Here is a 13,456-nt window from a genome sequence, read left to right on the forward strand (position 1 = left end):
GTATCCCGGGGCGCGAAGCATTCGTATGAACACACGAGCCGCCCGCACAAGCCGCTCCCCCGAGAAAGGGCCCCACCGTGGCCGCCAAGCCCGTGGCCAAGCGCCTCGTCGTGCTGGTCTCCGGTTCCGGTACGAACCTGCAGGCGCTCATCGACGCCATCGCGGCCGCCGGCGCCGAGGCCTACGGCGCCGAGATCGTGGCCGTCGGTGCGGACCGCACGGGCATCGAAGGACTGGCCCGCGCCGAGCGCGCGGGGATCCCCACCTTCGTCTGCCGGGTGAAGGACCACGCCACCCGCGACGAGTGGGACGCGGCCCTCGCCGGGGCGGTGGCCGCGCACGAGCCCGACCTCGTCGTGTCCGCCGGGTTCATGAAGATCGTGGGCAAGGAGTTCCTGGCCCGCTTCGGGGGGCGGTTCGTGAACACCCACCCCGCCCTCCTGCCCAGTTTTCCCGGCGCCCACGGCGTCCGCGACGCTCTCGCGTACGGCGCCAAGGTCACCGGCTGCACCGTCCACTTCGTCGACGACGGGGTCGACACCGGGCCGATCATCGCTCAGGGCGTGGTCGAGGTCCGGGACGAGGACTACGAGGACGAGGGTGCCGCTCTGCACGAGCGCATCAAGGAAGTCGAGCGAAGCCTGCTCGTCGATGTCGTGGGGCGGCTCTGCCGCAACGGCTATCGCATTGAGGGACGAAAGGTAGTTATCCAGTGACCGCCGAGAGCAACAAGCGGGCCATCCGACGGGCGCTCGTCAGCGTCTACGACAAGACGGGCCTCGAAGACCTCGCGCGCGGCCTGCACGAGGCGGGCGTGGAGCTCGTCTCCACCGGGTCGACCGCCTCCCGCATCGCCGCCGCCGGCGTCCCCGTCACCAAGGTCGAGGAGCTCACCGGCTTCCCCGAGTGCCTGGACGGGCGCGTCAAGACGCTGCACCCCAAGGTCCACGCGGGCATCCTCGCGGACCTCCGTCTGGAGGACCACCGGCGCCAGCTCGACGAGCTGGGCGTGGAGCCGTTCGACCTGGTCGTGGTCAACCTCTACCCCTTCCGTGAGACGGTCGCCTCCGGCGCCTCCCCCGACGAGTGCGTGGAGCAGATCGACATCGGCGGTCCGTCGATGGTGCGCGCGGCGGCGAAGAACCACCCGTCGGTGGCGGTCGTCACCAGCCCGGCGCGGTACGCGGACGTCCTCGGGGCGGTCAAGGACGGCGGCTTCGACCTGCCGACCCGCAGGCGCCTGGCGGCGGAGGCCTTCCAGCACACGGCGTCGTACGACGTGGCGGTGGCGTCCTGGTTCGCCTCCTCCTACGCCCCCGTGGACGACTCGCAGTTCCCCGACTTCCTGGGCGCGACCTGGGAGCGCAAGAACACCCTCCGCTACGGCGAGAACCCGCACCAGCCGGCCGCCCTCTATGTCAACGGCACGGGTGGCGGCCTGGCCGAGGCCGAGCAGCTGCACGGCAAGGAGATGTCGTACAACAACTACACGGACACGGACGCCGCCCGCCGTGCCGCGTACGACCACGACGAGCCCTGCGTCGCGATCATCAAGCACGCCAACCCCTGCGGTATCGCGATCGGTACGGACGTCGCCGAGGCGCACCGCAAGGCGCACGCCTGCGACCCGCTGTCGGCGTTCGGCGGCGTGATCGCCGTCAACCGTCCGGTGTCGAAGGAGATGGCCGAGCAGGTCGCCGAGATCTTCACCGAGGTCATCGTGGCGCCCGACTACGAGGACGGCGCGCTCGAGGCCCTCGCCAAGAAGAAGAACATCCGCGTCCTGAAGGCCCCCGACGGCCCGTCCAACCCGGTCGAGCTCAAGCCGGTCGACGGCGGCGTCCTCCTCCAGGTCACCGACCGCCTCCAGGCCGACGGCGACGACCCGGCAGACTGGACCCTGGCGACGGGCGAGGCGCTGAGCGCGGAGGAGCTGTCCGACCTCGCCTTCGCGTGGAAGGCCTGCCGTGCGGTGAAGTCCAACGCCATCCTCCTCGCCAAGGACGGCGCCTCGGTCGGCGTCGGCATGGGCCAGGTCAACCGCGTCGACTCCTGCAAGCTGGCGGTCGAGCGGGCGGGCGAGGAGCGGGCGCGGGGCTCGTACGTCGCCTCCGACGCCTTCTTCCCCTTCCCCGACAACATCGACGTCCTGAGCGAGGCCGGGGTCAAGGCGATCGTCCAGCCCGGCGGCTCGGTCCGTGACGAACTCGTCGTCGAGGCCGCGGAGAAGGCGGGCATCACGATGTACTTCACGGGGACGCGGCACTTCTTCCACTGAGGTGCCGGACGTGAACGAGCGAGGGCCCGCCGGTCGGTGACCGGCGGGCCCTGGTCCTGGTCATGTCGAACTGCGCAGTCCCGCCCAGGTGTTGGGCCCCACGTCGCCGTCGACCTCCAGTCCCTTGTCGCTCTGGAACAGCCTGACCGCCGACACGGTGTCCTCGCCGAACTGGCCGTCCACGCCCGCGCCGCCGACGCTGTAGCCGCGCTTGGTGAGCATGCACTGCACCTGGACGACGCGTTGGCCCTTGTCGCCGAAGGTGGTGAGTTCGGTGCCGGAGTAGTAGGTGCACTGGGAGATCCAGGGCGGGGTGGCGGGCTTGGCCGCGGTCTTGGTGGGCGTGGGGGTCGGGGTGCTGCCCCCGCCGTTGTCGCTCCCGCTGCCGCCGCTGCCGGAGGTGGCGGTCGGGTCGTCGTCGGGGGCGGGTTGTGCTCCGCCGGTGGATCCGGGCGGGGCGTTGTCGGCCTTCTCCGACTCCTCGTCAGTCACCTCCCCCTTCTCGCCGGTGGTCTCCGTCCCCTTGGTCGCGGAAGGCGAGCCGGAGGAAGTGGGGGGAGCCGAGGCCGCTTCGGCGTCGGCGGAGGACGCCGTGGAGGCCGTGGGAGAGGCGGAGGCGGCTTCGTCGAGGTCGGGGCGGGTGAGGAAGAAGGCGCCCGCGGCCACGGCGACCACCGCGAGGCCGGCTGTGAGGGCGAGGAGACGCGCCTTTCGCCTGCGTCGGCCGCCGTGCTCGCCGGACAGGTGTGCTGAGGGGGCGTACTGCACGGGCGTCCCCGGACCGCCGTGCTGCCCCGGTGGCCCCGGTGGCGTCGGTGGCGTCGGCGCCCCGTACGCCGGGCCGGGCGCGGGAGCCGCCACGCCCCACGTCGGCGGACGGAAGTGCCCGGTGTCCTCGGCGGACGCGTCTTCCAGCAGCTCACAGCCCTGCTGCCGGGAGAGCAGACGGGTGGCCAGCGGTTCCTGCCAAGGAGCGGCGCGGTCGTACCCGGCGGCCGTGGCCGCGTCGATCAGCTGCTGCGGGGTCGGCCGCCCGGCGGGGTCCTTTTCGAGGCAGGCGGCCAGCAGCGCGGCCAACGCGGGGTCGGCGGCCGAGAGTTCGGTCATGATCTCGGCCTTGGGCTGTTCGAAGGCGACCCGGTGCATCACGTCGACGCCCGTCCCGTCCCCGAAGGGCGCGTGTCCGGTGGCGGCGTACACGAGCGACCCCGCGAGCGAGAAGACGTCGGAGATGGTGTCGCAGCGGCCCTCGCGCAGGTACTCGGGCGACATGAACGCGGGGGTGCCGACCCGGTTCCCGGTCGTGGTGATCGCGCTGCTGTCGGCGGCCTGCGAGATGCCGAAGTCGATGACCTGGGCGCCCTGCGACGACAGGATCACGTTGGACGGCTTGAGATCCCGGTGTACGACCCCGGCGGCGGCCAGCGCCGACAGCGCCTGCCCGAGCTCGGCCACCAGCCGCCACATCCCGGGCGGTTCCAGCGGACCGCACTCGCGGACGGCGTCGGCGAGGTTGAGGCCGGGCAGGTACTCGGTGGCCATCCACAGCAGCGAGTCCTCGAAGCCGCTGCCGAGCAGCCGCGGAGCGTGCGGCGCACCGACCCGCCCGTGCACCGCGGCCTCCCGCTCGAACCGCCGCCGGAAATCGGCGTTCTCGGCGTACTCGGGGCGGATCACCTTCACGGCGGCGAGCCCCGGGCTGTCGTCGGCGGGGCGGGCCAGGTAGACCCGGCCCATACCGCCGCTGCCGAGCCGCCCGAGCGCGAAGTACGGTCCGATGCGCCCGGGATCGGCGGGCTGCAGCGGTGTCGCCCCTGCCTGCTTCAGCGCGGCGTCACCGGACGCCGGGGTGTACGACGGCGTGGGGTGCCGTTCGTCTGTCATGGATCCGATCCCCCGTGTGCTGGTCAGCCTCAAGGTCCTTGTGCACCACTCCAGTTCTCGCGAGGCTATCGTGCCGGGGCGGGGAGAGGGCCCGGAAGCGGCACCGTGCGAACGAGCCAGGAGTGGCGTGTCCGTGTCGGCCGAAGCCGCCGCGGCGCACCGCGCAAGGCGCTTGTCCGTTGGGTCGCTAGTCGGCGGCGGCCATGCAGGACACGGACACGAGGTAGATGCCGACCCACCCGAGCAGGACGATGATGTCGTGCCGGCCGAACGACGGCATGGACGCGAGTTCCGCGTTCTCCGCGTTGCTCGGGTCCTGCGGGTCGTAGACGATCCCGATCTCCTCGCCGATCCGGGGGATGCGCTCGCGTGTCTGGACGACGACGGTGTACTCCCCCTTGTGCTCGGGGGAGAGGCGGAAGCCGCACCGGACCCGTATCGGGCCGTCGCCCTCGGCGTTGAGGTGGTCGCGGCAGATCGCGGTCGTGCGGCGGCCGTGTCTGCGCAGGCGCCGCTCGCGTTGCGACCGGTCGGCGAAGACCAGGGCGGTCAGGACGCCGAACACTCCGCAGAAGATGCCCCACTTCAGCAGCACTGTCATCCCCGCCGATCCAGCCGGCCCGCGCTCCGGGGTGAAACCCCCGTACAGCCTCTTCCTCCAGGTCGGCGGAGCCCCGCCGTTCTCCGGGTGGTGCCTGCGGCCACAGTGGCGGAGGCGGAGAGCGGCGGGAACCCGAAACCCTTCGAGCGGCATGGCGCATACGCGCCATGCCCGGTACGCCAACTGTTGCCCACCGGGGCCGCGTCCGGCCATCCTGTTGCGGCTGAACGCAAAAGCTGAGCTCAACGGGGGAGAACGAGATGCTCCGCGTCCACTTCAGCGAAACCGACCTTGCCCGCACCCGGCTGTGTCCCGCACCGGATCCGCTCTGGGACATCGCCGTCAGCCTGCACCGCCTGCAGACCCGGCAGGGCCGCTCGGCGTACGCGGAGTGGTACCGCACCACCCGCGGGCGGTTGCGGGAGCGGGGACTGGAGCGTGCGGTGCGGAGTGTGTTGCTGCCGCTCTTTCCGAGGGCCGCCTACTTTCCGGACTTCCTGACGCCCTTCCAGGCCGCCGGCGGGCTGGACGCCGGGCTGGAGGCCATCCTGGCGACCCCGTCCCGCCGGGTCCGCGAGGAGGTCGCCACCCTCGACCGGGTCGTCGGAGCGCCCCCGTGGGCCCCGCGGCTGGCCGAGCTGCCGGCCCGCAAGGAGTTGGTGCGGGTGCTGCGCGCCTATCACGACGCCGCCATCGCCCCGTACGGCGAACGGATCCACGCCCGCGTCGAGGCCGAGCGCGCGGCGCGCTGCCGCGGGCTCATGGACGGGGGCGTCGAGGCCATGCTCGCGGGGCTCGGCCCCTCGATGCGCTGGGAGCGGCCCGTTCTGCAGGCCGACTACCACCCCTGCGTGGACCGGGACTTGCGGCTGGACGGCCGCGGCATGCTCCTCGTGCCGTCGTACTTCCTCCTGGAGCGTCCGATCACCTTCGCCGATCCCACCCTGCCGCCGGTGCTGGTCTATCCGCTGCTCCACGAACCGGCCGTGGCGGACGAGGGCGGTTCGGCCGCCTCACCGCTGACCGTCCTGCTCGGGCGGGCCCGGGCCGCCGCCCTGAGCGCCGTCGCCGTCGGCGCCACGACCGGCGAGATCGCCCGTGCGGCGGGCGTGTCCGCGTCCTCGGCCAGCCGGCACGCCACCGCGTTACGGGACGCGGGATTCATCACCAGCCAACGGCACGGCGCGACCGTACTGCACACCCTCACCCCGGTGGGGGCGTCCGTGCTCCGGGCCGCCGTGCGGAAGTCCGGCGCGGGCGCCCGGACTTCCACGTGAGCGGACGACGGCTCAGCCAGCCGCTGCGCTGGGCCATGCGCCGGCGGTCGGCGCCCGCGGGTTCGAAGTCGGCGGCGCGCCAGTAGGCCACGTCGTTGCCGTTGTACTCGCTGAAGAAGCAGACGTCGGGGAGTGTGCGGGCGACCGTGCCGGCCGCGGTACCTCAGAACTCCCAGGGTCACGTCTTCCCCGGCGGCGTGTACTCCTTGAGGTAGTGGGCGACGCGGGTGGCGTAGGCACGGTACTTCGGGGGAACGCCACCCGCGGCGTTCACGACCTTGGTCGAGGTCCGGTAGGCGGCCGCCAGCAGCACCCGGCGGTCGCCGGTCAACCCGGTCTGTTCCAGGCGCGGTTCCATGAAGCAGAGGTAGCGGCCCACGGCCGGGATGGACTCGGCGGGGGTGAGGGGAGGCCGTGGCGTCTCGGTCGCGGGGACGCCGTCCGCGCGGATGTACCAGCGCAGGAGGCTCGGGGTCCAGCGGGCGATGCCGTACTCGCCCTCCTCGCCCGCGGTGGGGTCGGACAGGTCGGGGTCGAAGTTGCTCTCCGCCTTCAGCAGCGCGGCGATCAGCGCGGGCGTGACCTCCGGCTGGACGCAGTCGTGGGCCGAGTCGACGATCAGCCGGCGGTAGGCCACCGGGACGCCCTTGTCGGTACGGAGTTCGGAGGCGCCGTACGTGGCGGACGTGACCTTCTCGGTCCCGGCGCCGGCCGTGCCCTTGCCGTCCGCGCCGGAGCCGGCCCAGCTGCTGATGCCGTAGCCGAGGACCGCGACCGCGGCGGTGGCGGCCGTGGCGGCCAGGACCGTCGTACGGCGGGAGCGGCGGCGGGGGAGCAGGACCCGGGGCAGCCGGGGCGAGCGGCCGGTGCCCGCGGCCGCCTCGACCCGCCTCAGCAGGTCGTCGGTGGCGATGCGGTCCTCGTGCGTGCGGGTCAGGCACTGCCGGACGATCTCCCGCCAGCCGTCCGGCAGTTCGGGCGACAGCCGCAGCTCGTCGGTGCCGCGGGCGTAGGCGGCGGCCGCGTCTCGGCGGGCCGTCGGGGTGCCGCCGGGCAGTGGGAAGGAGTCGGTGAGCAGGAGATGCGCGAGCACGCCGAACGCCCAGACGTCGGCCGACGGACGGATCCTGCGGCCCCGTTCGCCGATCTCCGACCACAGGAGCTCCGGCGGGGTGTAGTCCGGGGTGGAGAAGGCGGGCGTGTAGGCGTGGGTGCCCTCCAGCTCCGCGGCCATGTTGAAGTCGGCGAGCCGGGCCGAACCGTCCTTCATCAGCAGGACGTTGGCGGGTTTGAGATCACCGTGCACCCAGCCCGCCCGGTGCAGCTGGGCCAGCCCCTCGCAGATCTGCGCGAGCAGCGCGGGACCCGCGGGCGGGCGGGGAGAGGAGGCGAGCAGGGCGGACAGCGAGCCTTCCGCCTTCTCCAGTACGAGGACGGTGGCGCCGTCGAGACGGGGCCGGTCGGGGTCGTCGACGACGAGGGTGTCGTACATCCGGATCAGCCGCGGCCGCCTGAGTCTGCGGTGCAACTCCACTTCCCGGTCGATCAGTTCCCTCAGGTGCGCGAGCTGGCGGGGGGTGCCGGTGCCGGTGGGCAGGAACTTCAGGGCCGCCGTCCTCGGCAGCTCCTCGCCGCCGTCCGTGCGCCGCGCCTCGTACACGCTCCCGAACGCCCCCGTCGCGATCGGCTCGCGCACCTCCCAGACGCCGAGCCGGTACCCGCGGGGGACCTGCACGGCGTAGGGCTCCGTCACCGTGCCTCCCGGGCGGCCGGGGCCGCGAGGACCACCAGGTCTTCCTCCCGGACCAGGTCGAAGCGGAGCGCCAGCGAGACCAGCGACTCCTTCTTGCCGTTGAGGCGCGGGCCGGTGTCCGCCGTCTCCGGGCCGGGCTTGAGGCGCAGCTTCACGGCCAGGTAGTCGATGTTCCACTGGACGGAGGTGCGGGACGCGGCCGGCCAGTTGGGGCGCAGCCGGTCCGCGACCTGGTCGACCGTGGGCAGCGCGGCGTGCGGCTCGCCGCGCAGCCGCGGTTCGCACAGGGCGGCCAGCACCGAGAAGTAGCGCTTGGTGCGGTCGACGGAGAAGGCGGGCGCGGTCGTGTCGCCGTCGAGTCCGGCCTCGGCGCGCAGATGGTCGTGGCGCGGCGCCCAGACGTCGAAGGCGAGCAGGTCGCCCGCGGCCGGCAGCACGATCCGCGAGAACTCGAACGGCACCGGCGCGTCCAGCCGGCCCGGCCCGACTTTGATGTGCTCGCCCGCGCCCTCCGGGTTCTCCACGACGTACGTCTGGTGGGCGCTGAGGTTGCTCAGCAGCCAGAAGGTGCTCTGCGCGGTGATGGCGCCCGCCCTGCGGGACACCCCGTCGTGCGGAACGACCAGGTCGTTGTCGCCCGGGGCGCGGCCGAAGGCCAGCCGTTCGCCGGGCGCCAGCCGCAGCTGCGTGCGGTCCGGCTCGTCCTCCGTGGTCGGCGGAGGTACCACGATGATGCTGTACACGGTGCGTCTCCCCGTCCCCGCGTGTCTACGAGTCAGGGTGGGCGACGCCCAGGGGCCGTGTCACGACGTGACACGGCCCCTGGGAAAGGTTGGCGAGAAGGCGCCGTAGCGATCCGCCGTCAGTTGTGGTGAATCCGTGCTCAATTCGAGCGGATCACGATGGACGAGCAGACCTTGTCGGCGAACGTCTGACGCTTGGCGTCCCAGGCCGGCCACAGCCAGCCGAGGTAGCACGCCAGGCTGTCCAGGAAGTGCGCGAGCCGGCGCACGAAGGCCATGCCGACGCCGAGGGGCTGCCCATCGCTCTCCCGCACCAGGCGGATGCCCAGCGCCTTCTTGCCGATCGTCTGGCCGGTGCGGCCCTCCTGGATCAGCATCCAGATCGCGATACCGAAGACGCCGAGGATGCCGATGATCGAAAGGATCACGGTCTGCGCGCTGACGTCGATGGCGACGAGGATGTACGGGACCATGAGGATGAGGCCATCCACCAGGGTGCCGAGGAACCGCTGTCCCCAGTTCGCGTACGACGGCGGCATGCCGTAACCCGGCTGCTGCGGGTAGCCGTAACCGGCCGGGGCCTGCGGCGCCTGCGGGTAGCCGTAGCCCTGCTGCGGCGGGACGCCCTGCGGGGCCTGCTGCGGGTAGCCGTAGGGCTGCTGCTGGCCGCCCTGCTGGGGATAGCCGTAACCCGGCTGCTGCGGCTGCTGCGGCTGCTGCGGCGGCTGCTGGGGGTTCTGCGGCTGACCATAGGGGTTGTTGGGCGAGCCGAAACTCATGGCGGGATTCCTCCGTTGCGCAAACTGGGGACACCGCGGACTGTGCGGAGGAACGTCATGATCTGAGCGGTTCTCCCCCCGAACATCAACCGCGAGACTGCGCCCCACATCGTTCTAGGAGAGCCGAGTCGTTGTCCAGCCGCAGTCCGTATGCGTTGTGCAAGTGCAACACAGCTGATCATGGGCGGGTTGCGGCGGACGGGCGCCGTGCTGTCCGGTGGCCCCCGGATTGGAACCGGGACCGGGTCATCCGCGAGGATGGGGGTATGACCGCCCAGATTCTCGATGGCAAGGCCACCGCAGCCGCGATCAAGTCCGATCTGACCGCCCGCGTGGCGGCGCTGAAGGAGAAGGGCGTCACGCCCGGCCTCGGCACGATCCTCGTCGGGGAGGACCCCGGCAGCCAGAAGTACGTCGCCGGCAAGCACCGCGACTGCGCCCAGGTGGGCATCGCCTCCATCCAGCGCCAACTGCCGGCCACGGCGACGCAGGAGGAGATCGAGGCGGTCGTCCGCGAACTGAACGAGGACCCGGCCTGCACCGGCTACATCGTCCAGCTGCCGCTCCCCAAGGGCATCGACGAGAACCGGATCCTGGAGCTCATGGACCCGGACAAGGACGCCGACGGCCTGCACCCGATGAACCTCGGCCGCCTCGTCCTGAACGAGCCGGCCCCGCTGCCCTGCACCCCGAACGGCGTGCTGACCCTGCTGCGCCGCTACGGCGTCGAGATCAAGGGCGCCGAGGTCGTCGTCGTCGGCCGGGGCGTGACCATCGGCCGGCCGATGCCGCTGCTGCTGACCCGGCGCAGCGAGAACGCGACGGTGACCCAGTGCCACACGGGGACGCGTGATCTCGCCTCGCACTTGAAGCGCGCCGACATCATCGTCGCCGCCGCCGGTTCCGCCCACCTGATCCGCGCCGAGGACGTGAAGCCGGGCGCCGCCGTCCTCGACGTCGGTGTCTCCCGCAGCGCCGAGGGCAAGATCGTGGGCGACGTCCACCCGGACGTCGCCGAGGTGGCCGGCTTCATCTCCCCCAACCCGGGCGGCGTCGGCCCCATGACCCGGGCCCAGCTGCTCGTCAACGTGGTCGAGGCGGCGGAGCGCAGTGTCGGCTGACGGCACCTCCGGCAAGGCCGAGGACATCGAGAGCGTGAAGGGCGTCGACGACATCGACGAGATCGAGGTGCGCGACCCCGTCAGCGCGCCCGACGCCGAGGGCAGGCCGCGCCGGACGACTCGTCGCTTCCCGCTGTTCACGCGGGACACCGCGCGCCCCGAGGGCGGCGGCCGGGCCGCACCGAGCGACGCCCCGGCACCCGCCCGGCAGTGGCCGGTCCTCGCCGTCCTGGCGATGGCCGGGCTCGGACTGCTGCTGACCGCCTTGGACCTGTTCCGCGTCGGCATTCTCCTGCTCGGCGTGGCCCTGCTCGTCGGCGGTGTGCTGCGCTGGCTGCTGCCGGACGTCGGCATGCTCGCGGTGCGCTCCCGCTTCACCGACATCGTCACGTACGGCGGGCTCGGACTCGTGATCGTCCTGCTGGCGCTGATGGTGCAGCCGAAGCCTTGGCTGGTGATCCCGTTCCTGAAGGACACGCTGCACTTCACGGTCAGCAGCTGACCGGGTTCAGCAGTTGACCGGGTTCAGCGGTTGACCGGTTTCGTACGGCTGCGGCCCGTCCCCTCCCCCGAGCAAGGACGGGCCGCCGCCGGGCACCAGACTCCTGCACGGTGAGCCGCCTGTTCAATGGCTGTCAGTGCGCTGTGGCACGGAGGTGACCGTTCCGGCACGGTGTCCGCGCTGTGCCACAGTCGCGCCCGTCGCGGGAACCGATCAGCCCTCTGACGTCGTCACTCGCTCAGAAGCGAGGTCCCAAGAGGGCCCCAGGGGTCCCAAGGGGAGGTGGCCGATGGGCGGCTGGCAGCCGTTGCCGGACGATCTGCCGCCGGAGGTGCGGCACTTCGTGGAACAGTTGCGGCTCCTGAAGGACCGCACGGGACTCAGTCTGGTCGCCCTCGGCGCCCGGACCGCCTACAGCAAGTCCTCCTGGCACCGCTATCTCAACGCCACCCAGCCCCCGCCCCGGCAGGCCGTCGCCGCGCTGTGCCGGATCGCGGGCCTCGGCGGCACGGACGCCGAGCGCTTCGGCGTGCGCTGGGAACTGGCGGTCCAGGCGTGGCCCCGCCCCGCGACGGTGCCGGCCCCGTCCGCCGGGAGCGACGCGGGCGGCAGGGGGAGCGGCGAGCACGGCGGGAGTGGCGAGCACGGCGGGAGCGGCGCGTACGAGGACGATCCCACCCTGCCGTGGTGGGACGCGCCCCCCGAGCAGAGCGGTCGCGGGCGGAGCGGACGGCTGTTGCTGTCGGCCGTGCTGCTGCTCCTTGTGACGCTGCTGATCGGCGTCGTGGGGACCGTTGCGTTCGGGTGAGCCGAACACCTGCGTGGCAGGCGGTATTTCCGGTGTGTGACACTCGTGTCGATGTATTGAGACGTTCGCGGATTTGAGCCGAAGTCGTTCGACATGGGCGCTAACGTGTCTCCTTCTGCCGTCGGCGTACTGGACCTCCGACCGGTGGGCGTGCAACGGTGCATGCCCGCGGCCACGATGCACCCGTGCGCCCCCACCCCGGGAACTGAGATCCTGACTGGGCGCATCCCTGTGGGTAGCCACAACGGGGACTCGGCAGAGGGCACCACGCATGGGGAATAGCGGGGAACAACCAGCACAACCCGGGGGAAGAGGGGGGTAGCAATGCCTCGTTGGAAGGACTTGCCCGACGAGCTCGATCCGCAGGTCAGAGAGTTCGCGAGCCAAGTACGGCGGCTCGTGGACCGCAGCGGTCTGAGCGTCGCAGCGGTGGCCGACCGCACGGGCTACAGCAAGACGTCCTGGGAGCGTTATCTCAACGGCCGACTGCTCGCACCCAAGGGCGCGATCGTCGCCCTGGCCGAGGTCACCGGCACCAATCCCATTCATCTGACGACCATGTGGGAGCTCGCCGAGCGCGCCTGGAGCCGCTCGGAGATGCGCCACGACATGACCATGGAGGCCATCCGGATCTCCCAGGCGCGTGCCGCACTGGGCGAGTTCGGCGCGCCCGCGGCGGACGTCAAGGGCAGCAGCAGGACGGCCCGCAAGAGCGGCAGCGCCACCGCCACGCCCGGAATCGCCGGACCGGCCGGTGTGGTCCCGTCGGTGCCGCCGCAGCCGACGGCACCGGAGGTACGGGACTCGGCGGGCGACGTACGGGAGGTACTCCCTTCGAGTGGGTCCTCGGGCGGTTCGTCCGGCGGGTCTTCGGGGGGCTCCTCGGGTGCTTCTTCGGGTGGCGCCTCGGGCGGCAACTCGTGGGGGCTGGCGGGGTACCAGCGGCCGGCGCCGACCGGCGGGCGGGGGTCCGGTGCCAGTGCGGGGTCTCCGGCCTCCGCTTCGGCTTCGGCTTCGGCTTCGGCCGACGGTCCCGTGCTGACTGCGGCGCCTTCGACCCCGTACGGCGAACCCCCGCAGGGTCCCCGTCCGGGCGGCGGGTCCTCCGGCGGGTCGGGCGGCAAGCGGCGGCTGACGATGTTCCTCGCGGGCGTCTTCGGCGTGCTCGTGGTGGTCGTGGCCGCCTACTTCCTCACCCAGGGCGGGGACGGCGGCAAGAAGGAGGACACCGCCGCCTCGGCGTCGCCGTCGGCCAGTACGAACCCCGACCTGCCGGCCGGAGTGAAGTGCAGCGGTGACTCCTGCACCGGCAAGGACGCGGAGAGCATGGGGTGCAGCGGCGACCTCGTGACCACCGCCAAGACGGCGACCGTCGCCACGACCGTCGTCGAGGTCCGCTACAGCGAGACCTGCGGCGCGGCATGGGGGCGCATCACGCAGGCCGCGCAGGGCGACGAGGTGCGGGTGACCGTGGGGAAGGCCGAGCAGACCGGGAACATCACGGTGGCCGGGGACACGATCGCGTACACGCCGATGGTGGCGGTGAAGGACGCGGGAGAGGCGGAGGCCTGCGTGACGCTGGCCTCGGGCCAGGAGGGCTGCACGAAGTAACGGAAAAGAATCCGGGGGAGACGCGCATGCCCACCTGAATCGCGGGCACGCGAACGTTACCCCCACGGGAGTCCGGCAATCGGTACCCCCGAACGGCGG

General features: G+C 72.1%; 12 protein-coding genes. 7 read left to right on the top strand and 5 right to left on the bottom strand.

The features are described from left to right. Positions 1 to 77: 77 nt before the first annotated feature. Both purN and purH read left to right on the top strand, forming a co-directional pair. Positions 78 to 716, top strand: coding sequence for a phosphoribosylglycinamide formyltransferase (purN, locus tag QFZ76_RS31410; protein WP_307676850.1), 639 nt, complete (start codon positions 78 to 80; stop codon positions 714 to 716). After that, on the top strand, positions 713 to 2,278 hold the full coding sequence (gene purH, locus QFZ76_RS31415) for a bifunctional phosphoribosylaminoimidazolecarboxamide formyltransferase/IMP cyclohydrolase (protein WP_307676851.1): 1,566 nt from the start codon (positions 713 to 715) through the stop codon (positions 2,276 to 2,278). Before purN ends, purH begins: the two co-directional genes overlap by 4 nt. Positions 2,279 to 2,338: 60 nt before the next feature. On the opposite strand, the gene QFZ76_RS31420 is transcribed toward purH, so the two are convergent. Both QFZ76_RS31420 and QFZ76_RS31425 read right to left on the bottom strand, forming a co-directional pair. Further along, positions 2,339 to 4,162 carry a serine/threonine-protein kinase gene (locus QFZ76_RS31420; protein ID WP_307676852.1) on the bottom strand — a complete coding sequence of 608 codons (1,824 nt, stop codon included), beginning with the start codon at positions 4,160 to 4,162 and terminating at the stop codon, positions 2,339 to 2,341. A gap of 187 nt (positions 4,163 to 4,349) precedes the next feature. After that, complete coding sequence (locus tag QFZ76_RS31425) at positions 4,350 to 4,763, bottom strand: hypothetical protein (RefSeq protein ID WP_307676853.1); 414 nt, start codon at positions 4,761 to 4,763, stop codon at positions 4,350 to 4,352. 260 nt (positions 4,764 to 5,023) lie between these two features. On the opposite strand from QFZ76_RS31425, the gene QFZ76_RS31430 reads away from it, so the two are divergent. Then, positions 5,024 to 6,040: a helix-turn-helix domain-containing protein gene (locus tag QFZ76_RS31430; protein WP_307676854.1), complete on the top strand. Its 1,017-nt coding sequence runs from the start codon at positions 5,024 to 5,026 to the stop codon at positions 6,038 to 6,040. 178 nt (positions 6,041 to 6,218) lie between these two features. Here QFZ76_RS31430 and QFZ76_RS31435 read toward each other — a convergent pair whose 3' ends face one another. The 3 genes from QFZ76_RS31435 to QFZ76_RS31445 all read right to left on the bottom strand — a co-directional run bounded on the left by QFZ76_RS31435 (position 6,219) and on the right by QFZ76_RS31445 (position 9,315). Next, complete coding sequence (locus tag QFZ76_RS31435; RefSeq protein ID WP_307676855.1) at positions 6,219 to 7,793, bottom strand: protein kinase; 1,575 nt, start codon at positions 7,791 to 7,793, stop codon at positions 6,219 to 6,221. Beyond that, positions 7,790 to 8,536 (bottom strand): FHA domain-containing protein, encoded by a 747-nt coding sequence (locus tag QFZ76_RS31440; protein WP_307676856.1) that lies wholly within the window; start codon positions 8,534 to 8,536, stop codon positions 7,790 to 7,792. Before QFZ76_RS31440 ends, QFZ76_RS31435 begins: the two co-directional genes overlap by 4 nt. A 140-nt stretch (positions 8,537 to 8,676) precedes the next feature. Then, positions 8,677 to 9,315, bottom strand: coding sequence for an RDD family protein (locus QFZ76_RS31445; protein ID WP_307676857.1), 639 nt, complete (start codon positions 9,313 to 9,315; stop codon positions 8,677 to 8,679). Between the two features lie 266 nt (positions 9,316 to 9,581). On the opposite strand from QFZ76_RS31445, the gene QFZ76_RS31450 reads away from it, so the two are divergent. From QFZ76_RS31450 to QFZ76_RS31465, 4 genes are all read left to right on the top strand, one after another. After that, positions 9,582 to 10,436: a bifunctional methylenetetrahydrofolate dehydrogenase/methenyltetrahydrofolate cyclohydrolase gene (locus tag QFZ76_RS31450; protein WP_307676858.1), complete on the top strand. Its 855-nt coding sequence runs from the start codon at positions 9,582 to 9,584 to the stop codon at positions 10,434 to 10,436. Positions 10,437 to 10,461: 25 nt separating this feature from the next. Continuing rightward, the gene (locus QFZ76_RS31455; protein WP_307680181.1) at positions 10,462 to 10,938 is read left to right on the top strand and encodes a DUF3017 domain-containing protein; all 477 of its coding nucleotides are present in this window, start codon (positions 10,462 to 10,464) and stop codon (positions 10,936 to 10,938) included. 289 nt (positions 10,939 to 11,227) lie between these two features. Next, entirely contained in the window at positions 11,228 to 11,746 is a 519-nt protein-coding gene (locus QFZ76_RS31460; protein ID WP_307676859.1) for a helix-turn-helix transcriptional regulator, read from the top strand. Between the two features lie 324 nt (positions 11,747 to 12,070). After that, positions 12,071 to 13,357 (top strand): XRE family transcriptional regulator, encoded by a 1,287-nt coding sequence (locus QFZ76_RS31465; protein ID WP_307676860.1) that lies wholly within the window; start codon positions 12,071 to 12,073, stop codon positions 13,355 to 13,357. Positions 13,358 to 13,456: the final 99 nt, after the last annotated feature.

It is taken from the genome of Streptomyces sp. V4I2 (genome assembly GCF_030817655.1).
Taxonomy (GTDB): Bacteria; Actinomycetota; Actinomycetes; order Streptomycetales; family Streptomycetaceae; genus Streptomyces; species Streptomyces plumbiresistens.